The following is a 17,474-nucleotide window of genomic DNA, read 5'->3' as shown; positions in this document are numbered from 1 at the left end:
TCGGATGCCGAGGGGTGGAACGGCCGCCGCGCCCACGAGGTGTTTCTCGAGGCTCAAAGCCTCCTGCGCGGGCCGGCCGAGGCGCGCGTCGATGCGCTGACGCGTTCGGCCGCGATGCCGGATGAGGAAGCGGGCTAGCTCGGACACCGGCAAAAATAGCTTCATAGTTTGGACGGTCGTTCCGTCTATGTTGCACGTTGTTGTTCCACTCGCTATGACGGCGACGTGTGCGTCGCAACGAGGAGCGTGGTGCTCGTGTCACAGCCGACAAGCCCAGCTGCCCGGTCTGGACTCGTCGTGGTCGCGCTGTGCTTCCTGACGATCGTCTTCGACGGCTACGACCTGATCGTCTATGGCTCGGCGGTCCCGCGCCTGCTGGCCGAACCGGGGTGGGACATGGGCCCAGCTCAGGTGGGCACGATCGGCAATTACGCGCTCGCGGGGATGCTGGTCGGCGCGCTGGGCGCGAAACCCAACAGCTTCAAGACTTGAAGCTCTCTGTCCGCGGCCCGCCGGCCTGAACTACATTCCTGGCAGCTTTCAGGCTACGAATGTTCACGTTGTGAACTTTGAAGAGGCCGCCGGCTTCCGAAGCCGTCATCTCGTGACATCGCTGATAGGTGCCATTACCCATACGTCGGCTCCGGCGGTGGTCCCCTGCAGATGACTACCGGAGCCGTCGGCGCCGCCGGCCCACACACTAGCTAGGGGAGCTCCATGCACGTCCCGGAACGCACCGGAACAACCGCGATCGCAGCGCAGCACGTGCGCAAGCGTTTCGGGCACGTCGAGGCGCTCCGCGATGCGTCTGTGTCCGTCCGAGGAGGAGAAGTCGTCGCGCTGTTCGGTGACAACGGGGCGGGAAAGTCGACGTTGTTGCGGACCCTGCAAGGGGTGCACGTCCCGGACGAAGGTCAGATCGTCATCGGCGACCGGCCGGTGGTGCTGGGCTCGGTCCGCGACGCGCAGCGCCGAGGGGTAGACACGGTCTACCAGGACTTAGCGCTCGCGCCGGACCTGTCCGTCGTCGACAACATGTTCCTGGGCCACGAGGTGATCCGGTCAGGGCCGTGTGCCGCGTTCGGCGTGTTGTCCCGCATGGGCATGGTGGAGCGGGCCGACGCCGCGTTGCGGGAACTGTCGATCGTCCTTCCTTCTCTGACGGTTCCGGTGCGGGACCTGTCCGGAGGGCAGCGGCAGGCGGTCGCTGTCGCGCGCGCCGTGATGTGGTCGCGCACCGCCGTACTCATGGACGAGCCGACGGCCGCGCTCGGGGCGAGGCAGTCCGAGGTGGTCTGCGAACTGATGCGCACGGTCGCCGCCAGAGGACTCGGTGTTCTCGTCGTATCGCACGATCTGCCGCGCGTCCTCGCGGTCGCCGACCGGGTCAGCATCCTGTGGCGCGGTGAGACCGCCCTCGAAGCCGACGCGTCCGACCTGACCGTGCCAGACGTCGTCGCAACGATGGTCGGCTACCGCGCGGAGGCGAGCTGATGGCCGGCGATCTCCTCCGCTCCACGACCCCTGCCGCTGCGGCTCCGTCGGGGGATCAGCGCGCGCTGCCGGTGCCGCCACTCCTGGTCCGCTGGTCATCCACCCGGGCGGCCTGGATCTTCGGCCTCGACGTGCTCCTCGTGGTCCTGTTCACAGCGCTGTCCGACAACGGGGTCTTCGCCTCGGTGGCCAATGCGCAGTCGCTGTTGCTCAGCGGTACGCAGGCGCTGCTGCTCGGGCTCGGGCTGGCGCTGTTGCTCGGCGCGGGTGTCTTCGATCTGTCCCTCGGCGCGAACCTGGTGCTGTCCTCCGTGGCCGGCGCCATGGTGATGCGCGTCGTCGCCGGCACGCCGGATGCTGCCGGCCGATTCCCGAATCTCGGCGCGGGGATCGTCCTCGGCGTGTTGGCCTGCCTGCTGACGGGCACCGTTTTCGGCTTGATCAACGGAGTCCTGATCGCCTATTTCGGGATCAACTCGCTGATCGCCACGCTCGGCACGCTGGGTGTCGGCAGCGGTCTGGCACTGGTGCTGACTGGCGGCTCCGACATCGCCGGGCTCCCGAGCGCCCTGCAGTCCAACTTCGGGCTGCGCACCATCGCCGCGATCCCAGCGCCTGCGCTCGTCGCCGTGATTCTCGCCGTGATCCTCGGCCTCGTCGTCCGCTTCACCCGATTCGGCCTGCGTACACAGGCGATCGGGTCCTCTCGGACCGCTGCGGAGCGCGTGGGTCTGCGGGTTCCGCTCCGCTTGCTCGTCCTGGTGACCCTGGTGGGGGGCCTGGCCGGGTTGGCCGGTCTGGTCGACTTGGCCCGATTCGGATCGACGGCGATCGCCGGCCACGCCAACGATGCTCTCGGGGCCGTCACGGCAGCTGTCATCGGCGGTACGCAACTGGAAGGCGGGCGGATCTCGGTACTCGGCACGGTCTGGGGTGCCGCGCTGGCGGTGATCCTTCAGGGCGGGCTGGTGATCATCGGCGTTTCGTCCGCGTACCAGCTCATCGCCGTCGGTGCCGTCCTGATCCTCGCGGTCGGTCTCGACCGGCTCAGTGCAGTGCGCCGCGCAACCCGCTGATCTGTGGACCGGCTCGTCGCCGGCGATCCGTCGAAGGAGGACATGATGTTCGCACTGCAGCGCTTCGTGACCGCGGGATGTGCCGCGGGCCTCGCCCTGAGCGTGGCCGCCTGCGGAACGGTCGGTGACACGTCTGCAAGTCCGGGTAACCCGTCCGGCGCCGGCATCGTCATCGCGGGTGTGTACGGCAATACCAGTGACCCGTTCTTCAGCTCGATCGGATGTGGTGCGCGGGCCGAGGCGCAGCGGCTGGGTGTCGAGCTCAAGACCTACACCTCGGCGAGCCTCGACACCAACCAGTTCGCCGCGAACTTCCAGTCCGCCCAGCTTGCCAAGCCCAACGGGATCTTCGTCGAACCGTTCAACGCCAACCAGTTCGTCGCGCAGTACCAATCCCTCATGCAGCAGGGTGTCCCGATCGTGACCGCCTCGGCGTCCACTCCGCCGTCCCAGTACAAGCTTGTGCTGAGCTCCCCGGACACCGCACCATACCTGCCGGAGGCGCTTAGCCTGATCGACGCCGAGTCCGGCAGCATGGTCGTTCTCGGCGGTGCCCCCGGAGTCGAGCCGCTGGAGATCCGCTACAAGCCGTTCGTCGAAGCGGTGACCAAGGCGAAACCCGGCCTCACGGCCCTGCCGACCGAGTACAGCGGATTCGATATCAACAAATCCACGAGCACGGTCGCGTCCCTGCTCATCGCGCACCCCGATCTCCGGCTCGTCATCGCATCGAACGGCCCGGACGGCCAGGCCGCGGCCGCCGCCGTTCAGCAGGCAGGCAAGGCCGGGCAAGTGAAGGTGATCGCGTTCGACGCCGTTCCCGCGGAGATCGTGGCGCTCAAGGCAGGCACGATCACGGCACTGATCGCGCAGGCACCGCAGAAGATCGGCGCCGAGTCGGTCAGCACGCTGGTCGCCTACATCAAGGGGAACCCGAGCGGCCGCCCGGTACCGTCCGGCGAGGAGGTGATCGGAATTCCGCAGCGCCTGTTGACTGCCCAGAACGTCGACGACCCGGCGAATGCCGACTACATCTACCGAGTGGACTGTTGATGGCGGCGCCTGTCGGGGAACGTCTGCCGATCGAGGAGTTCCGTCGCCTGCTCCGGCGGGTTGACCGCAGCGACACCTGGGGATTGGACGACGAGCTGGGCGCGCTCCGCTTCATCGGACCGGACCAGCGCCTGGCGGCACTCGCCACGGTCCGCGTGGGCGAGGTCGTCAGCTGTGCGGCCGCCTGGCACAACGACCGGCCGGGCCGACCCGGGTCGACGCAGCTGAGTGTCCGGACCGAGCAGGCAGGCGCGTGGCTGGCAGTCAACGAGCACTTGTCCATCGATCTGCATGGACGGAACTCGATGACGCACCTGGATGCGCTCGGGCACTTCTTCTTCGACGCCACCGGCTATGGCGGGGCGCCGGCAAGCGTGGTGGGGCCGGACGGTACCTCCCGGCACTCGGTGGCCAGCGCCGCAGACGGAATCGTCGCGCGTGGCGTCCTGCTGGACTTGATGTCGATGCCACGCACGACCGACCCGTCGGCCCCCGTCCGCGTCGAGGAGGTCCTCGCGTACCTGCAGCGCGAACGCATCCACATCGATCGTGGAGACGTCTTGTTCGTCCGCGCGGGACCGCGGCCGCGTGAAGAACCGTTCACCGCCGGCCTCCACATCGGCTGCGCCGAGTGGTTGCACGACAGCGGGATAGCTGTGGTCGTCACCGACCACGGCCTCGACTGCGACGCCGACCAGGTGCAGGACGTCGCGACTCCCTGGCATGTCGCGACATTGACCCGCATGGGTGTGCGGCTGGTGGATCTCGCCGATCTCGAGGCGCTAGCCGGTACGTCAGCCCGACACGGCCGCCGAGTGTTCCTCGCCGTGCTTGCAGCCCTTCCGCTACACGGTGCGACGAGCTCGCCGATCAACCCGCTGGCCCTGTTCTAGCCCTCCGACCTGCAGGACACCGATGATCGACAGAGGGCCGACGGGACGTGGCCGCTCTCCGCGGCAACGCTCCGGGAGCACCGAGCGTGGCGACATCGAGATCGCTGCGTGTTGGATGTGCGTGATCTGCGAAAGCTGTTCAACGTGAGCAGTCTTCCTTCGCGGATCCGGAGTCGACGGCTCGGGCCTCGGGGAGAGGCGGGGTCCGGGCCGTCGCCGGGCCGATGAGCGTGTTCCGCATGATGCACCTGGCGCGCTATTGGGCGTCAGCGACTGGGCTGGTGCCGAAGAACGCAGACTCGCCATACAGCTTCGCGACACATGCTTCGACGACCTCCCTCGTCGGGGTGTACCCGTTGATTGCGGTGTGAACCGCGGGCAGTTCCCGGAGGAGAAACGGGTCGGACACGGACACCAGGATGTAGCGCACCTCGGCGTGGCGAGGCGCGTCTGATCCTTTGAAATGGGACCAGACGGGCGCGACGTTGTTGGAACGCTCCGGCCATTTCATGTTGGCGAAGTAGATGCAGACGTCGTGTTCGAGCTGGCGTTCCCGTTCCGCCGCGATGCCCTGCAGTGGTTGAGGAATGTGTTGCACGGTGACCTCGGCGCCACGGGCCGTCAGTTCGGTTGCGAACTGATCAGCCAACCCGTGTGACGGTTCCATGCTGCTGGGCTCGTCACCAAGGACATAGAGCAGAATTCGGCGGTCGGATCGCGCATCGAGCGCCGGATCGGCCGGGTCACCCTTGATCAGGGTTACTGATTGGTCTGCCAACTCGCGTAGCCACCGGTTGGCAGCTGGCTCGGCAATGGGAAGCCGCCGTTGCAGTCCAGACCCGAGCGAAGCTTTGAGCAGCAACACGCGGCGGGCGGCCTCCCTGAGTCGTTCTTCGGTCAGTACGCCATCGCGTACCGCGTTGCGCAGGTGGTTGAAGTCCTCGGCGACATCGATGTTCCCGAGGATCACGTCGCAGCCGGCGTTCAGGGCGGCGGGTAGCGCCTGGCTTCGCGGCATTGCGGATGTGAAGCCCGCCATGGAGGTGCTGTCGGTGGTGATGAGGCCGTCGAACCCGAGGCGGTCGCGGAGCACATCGCGGATCAACCACGGCGACAGGCTTGCCGGTAGATCGGGGTCAGTGGCGCCGAGGCTGGAGGCCACGTTCGGGAGGCGGATGTGGCTCGCCATCGCGGTGCGCGCGCCGCGCTTGATCATGGCCTCGTATGTTCTGCCGAACAGGCGGTCCCACTCGGCCCATCCGAGGGGGTTCGTCGTGGTGCAGAGGTGCTGGTCCCTGTCGTCGAGACCGTCCCCGGGGAAATGCTTGATGCTGGTGGCAATACCCGATGCCTCGAGAGTCTCGACGATGATGCCGGCGACGTCGCGGACGATGGCGGGGTCCGACGACGCCGCCCTCGTTCCGGTGATGGGGTTCCGTGGATTCAGCGCAAGATCGATGACTGGTGCGAAGGCCCAGTTGATGCCGATGTCATGAGCCTGCGCTGCCAGCTCGGTGGCGAACTGCCCGGCCAACTCGTCGCGCCGCGGTGCGGCGGCGATCTGCATCGGCGTGGCCATGGCGCGGGCATCGGTGATGAAGTTGTGCAGGCCCGCCTCGAGGTTTCCGGCAACCATCATGGGCACCTCGCTGGCGCGGCTCAGGTAGGCCACGTCCTGACGTGCCTGGGCGGCCGTGCGGGCTACGAGCATGGTCGAGCCCGGCTTGAGTCCCATGCCGGCCAGGCGGTCCCACCACTGGACGGCGGTCGCTGCTTCGAGGTAGACGCACATCACCTGGCCGATGAGCTCGTCCACGGTGAGGCTGTCCAAGGTGTCTTCAGCCCACTGGATGGCGGAATTCGACAGTAACTGGATGGTCACGATCCGTCCCCGATGTGCGGATTAGCAACTGGTTCAAGTGATGGTTGGCACGCTAAGATCAGGGGCTCGTCCGGGCAAGTGAAACTTCAATAAATGAAGAAACGTGGCGGTCGTGTGGTGGCGGTTGCGTGGCGATGAAGGGATCGTGATGTGTGCACAAGGGACGGGGAGCCAGCCGGCCCTGCGCCGGGCGAACGAGCAGCGCGTCTTGGAGGCGTTGCGAACCCTCGGTGATGCGTCGCAGGCTGACCTGGCGCGGCAGACCGGTCTGTCCGCTGCCTCGATCAACAACATCACACGAGGCCTGCTCACCCGCGGACAGGTACAGGTGACGGAGTCGACTGACCACCGTGAGACCCGCCTGCGTCTCGCGCCGCCGAGTGGCCAGTACCTGACGTTGGAGATCAGCCCCGAATCTGCCTACGTGGCGCTGTTCGACTTCGATCGGAGAAGGCGATTTGACTCGGCTCTGGACCTGGAGCATCAGGGATTCGAGGGTGACGTCGAGGCCATTCGCCTCATGGTCGATCGGATTCAGCAACAAGCAGGCCTCGCCGGCAATGCGCACGCGGTGGTCGGCGTCCGTAGCGCCGTCGACGCCCAGTCCGGGCAGATGTCGCCGTCCGTGACATTCCGCGGTTGGCGCGACGTGCCCGTGGCTGCGACGTTGTCCGAGGCGTTGGGGCGGCAGGTGACCATCGACAACGACGCCAACCTCAGAGCACTCGCCGAAGGGACATGGGGGGTGGCCCGTGGGGTGCGGGACTTCCTCTACATCAAGACTTCGCCCGGTGTCAGCGCGGGTATCACGATGCAGGGCAAGATCCAGCGGGGTAGGAACGGCATGGCCGGCGAGATCGGGCACATGGTCGTCGATCGCAACGGGCCACTGTGCGACTGCGGGAACCGCGGATGCCTGCACGCCTTGGCCTCCGCACGCATGCTCGTCATTCAGGCCCGCTCGCTCGACAACGAGGTCAGATCGATCGGCGACATCCTGGCGCGCGCCCGCGCAGGCGACGGGTTGTGCGCCAGGCTGCTGTCCGAAGCCGGCGAATACATCGGCTTGGCCATTGCGAACGTGGTTGCTCTCATGGGTATGTCCTGCTTCGTCGTCGGGGGGCGGCTGCTGGAGGCCGGGGACCTGTTCATGCGACCGCTCAAACAGTCCGTCGACGCCCACACATTGCGTCCCGCAGGGTCGTCGCTGGAGGTCAGGGCGGGCCTCAATCGACCCGACCTCTGCCTTGTCGGTGGTTTGTGTCATGCCATCGCCGCCGATGGCGCGTATCTGGCCGACATCCCCACATGGTGTCGCCCGCCGCGATGACTGGGGCGCCTCTGGCCCGAGCCGGTCGAGGAACTCGAATGCTTCCACCCGCACCAAGATCTGGCAGATGCCGAGATCCCGACCCCACCAGCCCGATCTGCTGGCCGAGTGAAGAACGCGGCGCGGCGGCCGCGCCGTTAGGAGTCGAGCACCGGGAGCTCGAGGTAGGTGCTCGCGCCATGGTTCACGGTGACGACTCCTGCCGGGGCGGTGGGGAGGACTCGCGGCACGTCTCCGCCTCCAATCGTCACCCGCAGGCGCGTCGTCGACAGCGGCCGCCTCGAGGAGCTGCTCGGCCATGCGGGCGCCATCGTCCTGGCGGAGGGGTTCACCTCGGTGACGATGGACGAGCTCGCACACCGGTTCGGCTGCGGGCGCCGGGCGCGCCGGCCGAGGCGGAGGAGCTGATGGACGACGACACCGCGCGACCATCCTGCTGTCCGACATCCATCACCAACGAGTTCGCGGGGCTGCGGCTCGGTGCCGCTGTGACCCGTCCGTGCAGCCCAAACGCATCACAAGGGATACGACGGGCGTGTCCATCTCACGTCTGCGACGAGCGCTGAAGCCCTGTGGACGATGGACGACGTGCTGATCTTCGGTGGGACTCTCGGGGTGCACGGTTACGGGCACTACAGTGATCGCTATGTGAAGATCGACGGGAGTTGGGTAGTCGAGTACTCCAAGCTCACCCGCACTCGCTTCGATCTGATCAAGCCTGATGGCACGGTGATCGAGGCGGACGCTCCACTCGAGAAGGTTGTCGCGTTGGTCAAGGGCGCCGTCGGGTAGTCACCGGGGTGAGGCGCTCCAGCAGGGAGGGCCGGCTGGGACGTTTGTTCCGCGCGGAGCCCGTCTGTCGGTGCTCGGCGACCCCGGCTGTCGTTCCCGCAGCCGGGTGCACCCGGCGAACAACGCCTCCACCTCGTCGTCCGACAGCACCTGCGGCCGGCGCTGCGGACGCCGCACGGTCAACCCGCTGCGCCGCGGCGGGTCCCGGCGGGTGTGCACCAGGAACGGCCGGAACGACGACCGGCTCATCGTCAACGGCCGCGACGCCTCCCGGATCAGGGCGGCGACCTGCACCCCGTGCCGGGCGTGGAACTCGTAGAAGCTCGTGATCGCCGCGATCTTGCGGTTGACCGTGCTCGCCGTGCAGAACGGCGTCGCCGACGGCAGCGCTGCCACCCCGCCGCGGCGCTGCCCCGGCGACAACCGCAGCCGCGGCTTGAACCCGGCCAGCTCATCGAAACGCAGCCGCCGCCAGTGCGCGCCCCGGCCGTTCAGGTAAGCGAAGTAGTCCTTCAGGTCATGCGCGTAGGCCTTCACCGTGTTCGGCGACCGCCCCTGATCACTCAGGTGCGCCAGGAACAGCTCCACCGGCTCCACCGGTGCCAAATCCTCGCCGAGCACCGTCCAGGACTCCGCCTCTTCGTCCGGCGAGACCACCCGCTGCACCCGCACCTGGGCCTCCGCCCGTCGTAGACAGCGGCCGAAGATAGGCAGTCCACGACAACGACCGCGGGAGGCGCCGCGGCCTGTCGGCGATGCGGTGGTCTGGCCCGCTCCCCGCCACTTCGATCACTGTGCGTGGTGCTGGGGCGGGGTCGCGCGGCTTCCGAGCTGGTCAGGACCCGGAGAGTTCTCCGACCTGCTTAACGATCTCCTCCAGCCGGTCCCGGCTCAGCACGGCTGGACAGGCGTGCGCTTAGCCGAGGAGGGTGTCGATCGATGCCGCGGGCGGCAGCGCGAGCAGGCCCTTGGCGGCATTACGGGCGATGGATGGGATGAGGAGTCCCGCCGGAGTTTCTCTACCGGGGGATGTCGATGCCGGGGATGCCCAGGCTCGCGCCGAGGTCGTCGGACAGGTGGTCGGGCAGTGGGACGGCGAGGTCGCCGGGGACGGCGGTGTACTGAGCGGCGGTACCGAAGGGGCGGTAGGACTGCGCGCCGTACACCCACACGCGCTGCCCGACGCGGCGCGCGTCGACATCGTCGCCGACGGCGTCGATGATGCCGGCGGCGTCGCTGTGCGGGACCACCCGCGGATAGGGCATGGCCGAGCCGGTCCAGCCGCGCCGCTTCTTGGTGTCGCCGGGGTTGGCGCCGGAGACGGTGACGCGGACACGGACCTCACCGGGACCAGGGGTGGGGTCGGGCAGCTCACCAAGCTGGAGCACTTCGGCGGCCGGGCCCTGCTGCTCGTACCAGGACGCAAGCATGTTCAGTCCTTCCGATCACGGGTGTGGGTCTGGGGGTGGGGCTGTTCGTCCGCCGCTCGGATGCCGTCGCCGTCCAGGACCTCGCGGAGCCAGGCGCGTTCTGCGCGGCTGGTGGCGCGGGCGGTGAGCAGCATTCCGCGCCGGTAAGGGTCGGCGACCTGCTCGGCGCGCAACGGTGTGTCGCCGTCGTAGAAGAAGCTCGCAGGAGCCTCCAGGAAGTCCAGGCGGCGGCGCAGCACGGCGTGCTGCTCGGCGCTGTCGGGCAGCAGCGAGAGGAACGTCAGGATCGTGAACCAGCGGGAGAAGTCGGTGATTTCGTGTTCGGCCGGTTCCCTCAGCCGCCGCAGCATGTCCTCGCGTCCTGCTGCGGTCAGGTTCAGCACGTACCGGCCGCCGCCCGCCTCGGGTGCGGGGCGCCGTTCGATGAGCCCGGCCTTCGTCAGCCGGTTGATCGCCGGGTAGAGGGTGCCGTCGCTGACCGGACGGCTGTAGCCGGTCAGGTGCGTGATGCGGCGGCGCAGCTCGTGACCGGGCAGGGAGCCCTCGGCGAGGAAGCCGAGTATCGCGAGGTCAAGCATGATCCCAGGATCTCACATCGAAACGATGTGCACATCGTTTCGATGTTATGGTGAGTTCGGAGGCCCCCTCTGTACCGCCTGCAAGGCCACCCCGGGTGGGCCCGCTCGCGCTGCGTCCTGCCTGGATCAGCCTCCCCCGGGGGAGCGCCACATAAGGAAGAAGATCATGACTGCCGCTACCCCCCGCCAGACCTACGTGACCTCCAGCGACGGCACGAAGATCGCCGTCACGGTCACAGGCCAGGGCCGTCCTCTGGTCGTCTCCCCGGGCGCCCTCAACGCCGCCCAGGACTGGCAGATCCTCGCCGACCTGCTGGCCCCACACTTCACCACCCACGCGATCGACCGCCGCGGCCGGGGAGCCAGCGGCGACAACAGCGAGCACACCATCCAGCGGGAGGCCGACGACATCGCCGCAGTCCTCGACCTCGCCGGCCCTGACGCGATCCTGCTCGGCCACTCCTACGGCGGACTGGTCACCCTCGCCCGCGCCCTGCACCAGCCCCCGGCGGCGTTCATCCTCTACGAGCCCCCGATCCCGCTGGGCGGCCCCGTCGGCGGCGACGCCCTCGCCCCCTTCGAGGAGGCCGTCCAGGCAGGCGACCTCGACCAGGCCCTCACCCTTGGGCTGCGGAATTTCCTGAAGTTCCCCGACGAGGCCATCGAGGAGTTCCGCCAAACCCCGTTCTGGGCCATCCGCGCGTCCATGACCCCGACGTGGGCCCGCGAGATGCGCGCGATGGACAGCTTCGGCGATAATCTCACCCGCTTCGCCGCCCTCGACATCCCGACCCTCCTCGTGATCGGCGAACTCAGCCCCCGCTGGCTGACGGACGTCTCCCGCCGCCTGCACCAGACCCTGCCCGACTCCCGCCTTGTCGAGATCCCCGGCGAAGCCCACGACGCCTTCCTCACCGGCCCCCACGCCCTCGCCGACGCCATCACCGCCTTCGCCGGCGGCCTGCGTGACTGACCGGAGTTGACAGCCCTGCTCTCGCAAACGGGTGCCCGGGCCCGACGATCACGACCGGGGGCCGACCGGCCACGTCTACCGGGTAGGAGGTCCCGGGCGAGTTCGAGCCTGGAGCGACTACCGGAGCCAGCTGATCGATCCGACGGCGTCGTGGAGCCGGGCGTGGTTGCGGAGGTCGTTGCTCGACTACGGAGGAGTCGAAGGTGGTCATCTGTGGAAGGTCGGACTGGATGATCGCAGTGACCGAGTGAACGCTCCCGACCTGGGCGGCGTTCGCCGGTCGTCGTCATGGGTAACACTGTGTCCGAGGGACTCGAACCATAGTCCCACCCTAAGCCACGCCGCTGACCTGCAACTTTAGTTGTCGTCGCCGTTCCGCTACCTCGGGGTGGATCACCGAGTGAACGCCCCGGACGTGGGCGCGCAGCAGGACATTGGTACCGGCCTGGCAGGTGGCAGCGGATGATCTCGCCGATGGAAACTGATCGAGTGGCTTCCAGTAGCGAGACGTCAGTGCTGCGGCTGTTGAGCGCCGGTCCTGACCCGATGCCGTTCGACGCCGTCGTTGCCGCGCTGCTCGGGTACATGCGCGGCATGCGTCCGTTGTACTTCCGCTCGCTGGGCGCATCGCGCGGCAGCTGGGTGATGCTGCCGGCCTTCGGTTGGAGTCGGTTCGACACGCGGCCGCCCAGAGCCTCCCACTGCGACACGATCATCGGTGAAGCGCTCCACGGCCGGCTCGATCGCGAGGCCTGGCACGACGTGCGCGAGGCACTGGGTCGGGTCCGGCCGCTCGCGGACGCAGCGGCCGAACGAGCCGCTTCTCGGGCGCTGTGGGAGCTGCCCGACGTCGAGCTGTCGGTGCTGGGTGAGCCGGGCACCGTGGGTGCGGCGCTGCGCGAGATCGGGCTCGGGAGCGGGGGGCACCCCGCGTACCTCAGCGCGATCCTGCACCACGAACGTCCCCACCTCGTGCCGCACCTGACACGGACCACCCGCCGCGCGCTGATGCCGCACCTCGAGGAGGGCGACAGCGGGGTGGAAGCGGTGGTGCGGCGGGAGTTGCGCGCGAACGCCGAGGTGTTCGCCGAGCTCGAACGGGTGCTCAGGGTCCTGACCGGAGACGCCGAGCCGACGCGGCTCCGGCTGCATGACATCCTGCTGTGGCTGGCCACCACGCTGCGCCTCGCCCACGCCGTCGCGCTGGGCCGCGACACGGACGAGTACCGACGACGCCGGGGCGTGTGAGGGCCGGATCGCCCGCGCGCGTCCCTCGCCGTCCGGTCGCAGGCACTTGCTGAACCCGCCGGGGTGACCTGACGAGGCGGAAGAACGCCCGAATACTGTCCTGGAGGGCCTGTCGATCGTTGCTGGTAACAAGGTTGAAAGATCAACCCGTTCGGCGGCTCGCGATGGTCAGGCGATTGCGGTGATGTCTCCGTCGTCGAAGTAGATGGCTTGGTGGAGTCGGCCGCCCAGGGCGGTGGCGTAGCGGGCGAGGACGTCTTGTCCGGAGATCTTGCCGCGTTCGATCTGTGACACGCGGCCCTTGCTGACGCCCATGCGGTCGGCGACCTGCTGCTGAGTGAGGCCCCGGGCGCGGCGGATCTCGGCGAGGCGGTGCCCGACGACCTCGGCGAGCAGTTCGCGCTTGCCGGCCTCGACCGCGGCTTCCCCGCCCGCGCGGGCGATGTGCTCGGCGCGGATGTCGTTCCAGGCGACGTGGCTGGTCATCGCTGTTCCTCCTCCTGTGTCCGCTCCTTGAGGTAGCGCTCATAGCGTTGTTCGGCCAGCGGGATCGCTTCGCGGTACCACTGCGTCCAGCGGCCGGCCTTGTCGCCGGCGACCAGCAGGATGCTGTCGCGCCACGGGTCGAAGGCGAACAGGATCCGCACCGTTCCTGGCCGCAGTTCCTTGAGGTTGGCGATCGACGATCCGTGGATCGTGTCGACCAGCGGCCGACCGAGGCCGGGACCGACGTCGGCCAGGGTGTCGATGGCCTGCACGACCCTGGTGTGTGTGGTGGCGTCGAGCGAGTCGATCCAGTCGCGTACCTCGTTGACGACGTAGACCTGCCACTGCCCGGGCGCCACGACCGTAGTATACCGATCGCTAAACCTGGGTGGGAAGCGTCCGTGCGAGGCGGGCCATCGCCCGGATGTCCTGTTGCGGTCCCCGGCTTCATGATCGGTCCCGCTGTGGACGCTCTGATCGAACGCATGGACACGACGAGTGAGCTGGATCAGCACGATCTCTTGGACAGGTGGGCGCGGCGCCCGAACAGCAAGTCTGTTGGTCGGGAGGGGAACGGGTGGGGCGGCCCGGGCCGAGACGGGTTGAGGTTTGCGTTCTATGGCCGTACGTCGACTGTGGAGTATCAGGACCGGTCTACCTCGAGGGCGTGGCAGCGTGAGGTCGCGGAGAGCGTCATCGCCGGCCTGGGCGTGATTGTTGCGGAGTACTTCGATGTGGGGTGTTCGAGGAGGGTGCCGTGGGTGCGCCGACCTCAGGCTGGGGCGTTGCTGGCGGCGCTGTCGGCGACGGATCGCGGATTCGACGCCGTCGTGGTGGGCGAGTATGAGCGGGCGTTCTACGGCGAGCAGCTCACGCGCCTGGCGTTGATGTTCCGCCGACATGGTGTCCAGATTTGGCTGCCGGAGGCGGGTGGGCCCGTGGACATCGGGAGCCCGGAGCACAGGGCGTTGGTGTCGGTTCTCGGGGCACAGTCGCAGCGGGAGGTGTTGCGGTCGCGCCATCGGGTGCTGGCTGCGATGGAAGCGCAGGCGCGGGAGCAGGGCCGCTACTTGGGTGGTCGGCCGCCGTACGGGTATCGGCTGGTGGATGCCGGTCCGCATCCGAATCGAGCACATGCTGGTTGGGGGCGTCGGTGTCAGCGGCTGGATCCCGATCCGGTGACCGCGCCGCACGTGCGGTGGATGTTCGAGCAGCGCGTCGCCGGGCGGAGTGTGGCGGGCATTGCCCGGGAGCTGAACGAACGCGGCGTGCTGTGCCCGTCAGATGTCGATCCGGACCGGAATCGGCACCGTAGCGGTGGGGTGTGGACGTTGCGGACGGTCGCGGTGATCCTGGCGAATCCGCGGTATACGGGCAGGCAGGTGTGGAATCGTCAGCGCACCGAGCATTCCGATCGGGCGGTGACTCGTCGGTTGAATCCGGCGGGGGAGTGGGTGATCTCGAGGGCGCTTGCGCACCCGGCGCTGGTGAGCGAGGCGGAGTTCGTGGCCGCGCAGCAAGTGCGAGCGGCCCGTCCGACCAAGGACGGCGGCGTCCGCCGCTACCTGTTGGCCGGGTTGCTGGAGTGTTGGCTGTGTGGGCGGCGCATGGACTCTCACTGGGTGCACGGCCGCGCCGGATATCGCTGCCGTCACGGGTACAGCAGTGCCCGCCCGCGGTCGTCAGCGCGGCCGAAGAGTGTCTACGTGCGTGACGACGTCCTGTTGAGCCAGCTCGTCGAGTTCGAGTCGGAGCTGGGCGGACACGACGTTGACGATGGTGACGTTCGGAGCCGGGTCGCTGCGATCGTCGCCTGGCTCAAGGCTGCGGCCATGGTGATCGTCCATGATGGGACGGCCTGGGAGTTCGCAACCGGATGAGCCACCCGGTCCGCCGTGACGCGCCCACGGCGGACCCGGGCCTGGTTCGTCGTGGGGTAATCCTGTGTCCGAGGGGGGACTTGAACCCCCACCCCCTACTCGGGGACTAGCACCTCAAGCTAGCGCGTCTGCCATTCCGCCACTCGGACTTGCTGGGAGCAGGATAGCCCACACCATCCACACCCCCGCGACCGGTCCTCAGAGTGGTAGGAAGATCCGCGTGACCAGGCAAGGAGCAGCCGAGGACGAGGTCGTCGAGCTGACGTCGGAGCTCATCCGCATCGACACGACGAACACCGGTGATCTCGATACGACGACCGGGGAGCGCGAGGCCGCCGAGTACGTGGCGGGCAAGCTCACCGAGGTCGGGTACGAGGTGGAGGTGCTCGAGTCGGGGGCGCCGGGGCGGACCAACGTGTTCTGCCGGTTGGCCGGGGCCGATCCGTCGCGGGGCGCGTTGCTCGTGCACGGGCACCTGGACGTGGTGCCGGCCGATCCGACGGAGTGGTCGGTGCACCCGTTCTCCGGGGCGGTGCAGGACGGCTACGTGTGGGGCCGGGGCGCGGTCGACATGAAGGACATGGTCGGTATGACGCTGGCCGTCGCGCGCCGGTTCAAGCGGGACGGGGTGGTGCCGCCGCGGGACATCGTGTTCGCGTTCGTCGCCGACGAGGAGGCGGGCGGGTCGTACGGGGCGCAGTGGCTCGTCGAGCACCGGCCCGACCTGTTCGAGGGGTGCACAGAGGCCGTGGGTGAGGTGGGCGGGTTCTCGCTCACGCTCGGCGAGGACCAGCGCGTCTACCTCATCGAGGCGGCCGAGAAGGGCATCGCGTGGATGCGGCTGCGGGCAAGGGGCAAGCCGGGGCACGGGTCGTTCCTGCACGACGACAACGCCGTGACGCACGTCGCCGAGGCGGTCGCGCGGCTCGGGAACCACACCTTCCCGCTGGTGATCACCGACACCGTCCGCGCGTTCCTCGAGCAGATGTCCCAGCTGACCGGGCTGGAGTTCCCCGAGGACGACCTCGAAGGGGCCATCGCGAAGCTCGGGCCGCTCTCGCGGCTGGTCGGGGCGACGATCCGCGACACCGCGAACCCGACGATGTTGTCGGCCGGCTACAAGGCGAACGTGATCCCGTCCACGGCTGAGGCGGTTGTCGACTGCCGCATGCTGCCCGGGCGGGAGGAGGCGTTCCTGAAGGAGGTCGACGAGTTGCTCGGCCCCGACGTCACGCGCGAGTGGGTGCAGCACCTGCCCGCCGTCGAGACGCCGTTCGAGGGCGCGCTGACCGACGCGATGGCGGCCGCGCTGCGGGAGGAGGACCCGGGCGCGAAGACCGTGCCTTACATGCTCTCCGGCGGCACGGACGCCAAGTCGTTCGCCGACCTGGGCATGCGGTGCTACGGGTTCGCCCCGCTGCGGCTGCCGCCGGACCTCGACTTCGCGTCCCTCTTCCACGGCATCGACGAGCGGGTTCCGGTGGACGCGCTGCAGTTCGGCACGCGGGTGCTCGACCGGTTCCTGCGGACCTGCTGATGGACCTCGCGGGCAAGGGCGCCCTGGTCACGGGGGGCGCGTCGGGGATCGGGGCCGCTGCGGTGCGGCGGCTCGCGGCGGCGGGAGCGCGGGTCGCGGTCGCCGACCGGGACTCGGCGGCTGCTGAGGAGCTGGCAGGCGAGGTCGGCGGCATCGCGCTGTCCGGCGACGTCGCGGAGCCGGAGCGGATGGCGGCGCACGTCGCCGCTGCCGAGGACACGTTCGGCCGGCTGGACGTCGTGCTGTTGAACGCCGGGGTCACGGCAGGACAGTCCGGGGTGGAGGACCTCGACCTGGCCCGCTACCGGCGGATCGTCGGCGTGAACATGGACCACGTCGTGTTCGGGCTCGCCGCCGCTGTGCCCGCGCTGCGCCGTGCGGGCGGTGGACACGTGGTCGCCACCGCATCCCTCGCCGGGCTCGTGCCGATGCCGGGCGACGCGCTCTACACGATGACCAAGCACGCCGTCGTCGGGTACGTGCGGGCGGCGGCGCCGGTGCTCGTAGCCGACGGGATTCGGGTCAACGCCGTGTGCCCCGGCTTCGCCGACACCCCGCTGATCGCGCGCGCCAGGCCGCAGTTCGGCGACTTCCCGCTGCTCACGGCCGAGGACGTGGCGGACGCGATCGAGGCCGTGCTCGACCGCGGCCAACCAGGGGAGTGCTGGTTCGTGCAGCCCGGCCGGGAGCCGGCGCCGTACGGGTTCCGGGGTGTCCCGGGTCCGGCCGGTGCGCCGCGGCCGCCGGCTGTGACCTGGGCCGACCATTGACCCACGCACCCTGATTCGGTCCACGCTCCTCGTCGACGGGGCGCGCGAGCCG

At 68.7% G+C, this 17,474-nt stretch carries 19 protein-coding genes and 1 tRNA gene; 13 read left to right on the top strand and 7 right to left on the bottom strand.

Features of this window, described 5'->3' with window-relative positions:
* Nucleotides 1-297: 297 nt before the first annotated feature.
* The 5 genes from K1T35_RS34115 (at nucleotide 298) to K1T35_RS34095 (ending at nucleotide 4,516) form a co-directional block, all read left to right on the top strand.
* The gene (locus K1T35_RS34115; protein ID WP_220255872.1) at nucleotides 298-492 is read left to right on the top strand and encodes a hypothetical protein; all 195 of its coding nucleotides are present in this window, start codon (nucleotides 298-300) and stop codon (nucleotides 490-492) included.
* Nucleotides 493-717: 225 nt separating this feature from the next.
* Nucleotides 718-1,494 (top strand): ATP-binding cassette domain-containing protein, encoded by a 777-nt coding sequence (locus K1T35_RS34110; protein ID WP_220255871.1) that lies wholly within the window; start codon nucleotides 718-720, stop codon nucleotides 1,492-1,494.
* Between the two features lie 131 nt (nucleotides 1,495-1,625).
* Nucleotides 1,626-2,570, top strand: coding sequence for an ABC transporter permease (locus tag K1T35_RS34105; protein WP_220255870.1), 945 nt, complete (start codon nucleotides 1,626-1,628; stop codon nucleotides 2,568-2,570).
* Nucleotides 2,571-2,573: 3 nt separating this feature from the next.
* A complete protein-coding gene (locus tag K1T35_RS34100; RefSeq protein WP_220255869.1) occupies nucleotides 2,574-3,623 on the top strand; it encodes a substrate-binding domain-containing protein in 1,050 nt (349 codons plus the stop codon).
* Nucleotides 3,623-4,516 (top strand): cyclase family protein, encoded by an 894-nt coding sequence (locus K1T35_RS34095; protein ID WP_220255868.1) that lies wholly within the window; start codon nucleotides 3,623-3,625, stop codon nucleotides 4,514-4,516. The genes K1T35_RS34100 and K1T35_RS34095 overlap by 1 nt, the downstream gene beginning before the upstream one ends.
* A gap of 256 nt (nucleotides 4,517-4,772) precedes the next feature.
* Here the strand turns inward: K1T35_RS34095 and K1T35_RS34090 are convergent, their stop codons facing one another.
* The gene (locus K1T35_RS34090; protein WP_220255867.1) at nucleotides 4,773-6,398 is read right to left on the bottom strand and encodes a glycoside hydrolase family 3 protein; all 1,626 of its coding nucleotides are present in this window, start codon (nucleotides 6,396-6,398) and stop codon (nucleotides 4,773-4,775) included.
* Nucleotides 6,399-6,501: 103 nt separating this feature from the next.
* On the opposite strand from K1T35_RS34090, the gene K1T35_RS34085 reads away from it, so the two are divergent.
* From K1T35_RS34085 to K1T35_RS34075, 3 genes are all read left to right on the top strand, one after another.
* A complete protein-coding gene (locus tag K1T35_RS34085; RefSeq protein WP_220255866.1) occupies nucleotides 6,502-7,728 on the top strand; it encodes an ROK family transcriptional regulator in 1,227 nt (408 codons plus the stop codon).
* Between the two features lie 189 nt (nucleotides 7,729-7,917).
* Nucleotides 7,918-8,136 carry a hypothetical protein gene (locus K1T35_RS34080; protein WP_220255865.1) on the top strand — a complete coding sequence of 73 codons (219 nt, stop codon included), beginning with the start codon at nucleotides 7,918-7,920 and terminating at the stop codon, nucleotides 8,134-8,136.
* 171 nt (nucleotides 8,137-8,307) lie between these two features.
* The gene (locus K1T35_RS34075; protein ID WP_220255864.1) at nucleotides 8,308-8,520 is read left to right on the top strand and encodes a hypothetical protein; all 213 of its coding nucleotides are present in this window, start codon (nucleotides 8,308-8,310) and stop codon (nucleotides 8,518-8,520) included.
* On the opposite strand, the gene K1T35_RS34070 is transcribed toward K1T35_RS34075, so the two are convergent.
* The 3 genes from K1T35_RS34070 to K1T35_RS34060 form a co-directional block, all read right to left on the bottom strand.
* On the bottom strand, nucleotides 8,521-9,192 hold the full coding sequence (locus K1T35_RS34070; protein ID WP_220255863.1) for a site-specific integrase: 672 nt from the start codon (nucleotides 9,190-9,192) through the stop codon (nucleotides 8,521-8,523).
* A 347-nt stretch (nucleotides 9,193-9,539) separates the two neighbouring features.
* Nucleotides 9,540-9,950 (bottom strand): alcohol dehydrogenase catalytic domain-containing protein, encoded by a 411-nt coding sequence (locus K1T35_RS34065; protein ID WP_255621036.1) that lies wholly within the window; start codon nucleotides 9,948-9,950, stop codon nucleotides 9,540-9,542.
* A 2-nt stretch (nucleotides 9,951-9,952) separates the two neighbouring features.
* Nucleotides 9,953-10,528, bottom strand: a complete 576-nt coding sequence (locus K1T35_RS34060) for a PadR family transcriptional regulator (protein ID WP_220255862.1) — start codon at nucleotides 10,526-10,528, stop codon at nucleotides 9,953-9,955.
* A gap of 166 nt (nucleotides 10,529-10,694) precedes the next feature.
* Between K1T35_RS34060 and K1T35_RS34055 the strand changes: the two genes are divergently transcribed.
* Together K1T35_RS34055 and K1T35_RS34050 are read left to right on the top strand one after the other, a co-directional pair.
* Nucleotides 10,695-11,501 carry an alpha/beta fold hydrolase gene (locus K1T35_RS34055; protein WP_220255861.1) on the top strand — a complete coding sequence of 269 codons (807 nt, stop codon included), beginning with the start codon at nucleotides 10,695-10,697 and terminating at the stop codon, nucleotides 11,499-11,501.
* Nucleotides 11,502-11,990: 489 nt separating this feature from the next.
* The gene (locus K1T35_RS34050) at nucleotides 11,991-12,749 is read left to right on the top strand and encodes a hypothetical protein (RefSeq protein WP_220255860.1); all 759 of its coding nucleotides are present in this window, start codon (nucleotides 11,991-11,993) and stop codon (nucleotides 12,747-12,749) included.
* Nucleotides 12,750-12,917: 168 nt separating this feature from the next.
* Here K1T35_RS34050 and K1T35_RS34045 read toward each other — a convergent pair whose 3' ends face one another.
* Together K1T35_RS34045 and K1T35_RS34040 are read right to left on the bottom strand one after the other, a co-directional pair.
* Nucleotides 12,918-13,235, bottom strand: a complete 318-nt coding sequence (locus K1T35_RS34045; protein WP_220255859.1) for a helix-turn-helix domain-containing protein — start codon at nucleotides 13,233-13,235, stop codon at nucleotides 12,918-12,920.
* Nucleotides 13,232-13,594, bottom strand: coding sequence for a type II toxin-antitoxin system RelE/ParE family toxin (locus tag K1T35_RS34040; protein WP_220255858.1), 363 nt, complete (start codon nucleotides 13,592-13,594; stop codon nucleotides 13,232-13,234). Before K1T35_RS34040 ends, K1T35_RS34045 begins: the two co-directional genes overlap by 4 nt.
* A gap of 276 nt (nucleotides 13,595-13,870) precedes the next feature.
* On the opposite strand from K1T35_RS34040, the gene K1T35_RS34035 reads away from it, so the two are divergent.
* Nucleotides 13,871-15,115, top strand: a complete 1,245-nt coding sequence (locus K1T35_RS34035; RefSeq protein ID WP_255622704.1) for a recombinase family protein — start codon at nucleotides 13,871-13,873, stop codon at nucleotides 15,113-15,115.
* A gap of 65 nt (nucleotides 15,116-15,180) precedes the next feature.
* Here the strand turns inward: K1T35_RS34035 and K1T35_RS34030 are convergent.
* Nucleotides 15,181-15,264: transfer RNA gene (locus tag K1T35_RS34030), tRNA-Leu, on the bottom strand.
* 71 nt (nucleotides 15,265-15,335) lie between these two features.
* On the opposite strand from K1T35_RS34030, the gene K1T35_RS34025 reads away from it, so the two are divergent.
* Nucleotides 15,336-16,652, top strand: a complete 1,317-nt coding sequence (locus K1T35_RS34025) for a M20/M25/M40 family metallo-hydrolase (protein ID WP_220255857.1) — start codon at nucleotides 15,336-15,338, stop codon at nucleotides 16,650-16,652.
* Nucleotides 16,652-17,422, top strand: coding sequence for an SDR family oxidoreductase (locus tag K1T35_RS34020; protein ID WP_220255856.1), 771 nt, complete (start codon nucleotides 16,652-16,654; stop codon nucleotides 17,420-17,422). The genes K1T35_RS34025 and K1T35_RS34020 overlap by 1 nt, the downstream gene beginning before the upstream one ends.
* The last annotated feature ends 52 nt before the right edge of the window (nucleotides 17,423-17,474 follow it).

Origin of the sequence: Pseudonocardia sp. DSM 110487, from assembly GCF_019468565.1 — a bacterium.
Lineage (GTDB): Bacteria > Actinomycetota > Actinomycetes > Mycobacteriales > Pseudonocardiaceae > Pseudonocardia.
This window is presented reverse-complemented; position numbering and strand designations above follow the sequence as displayed.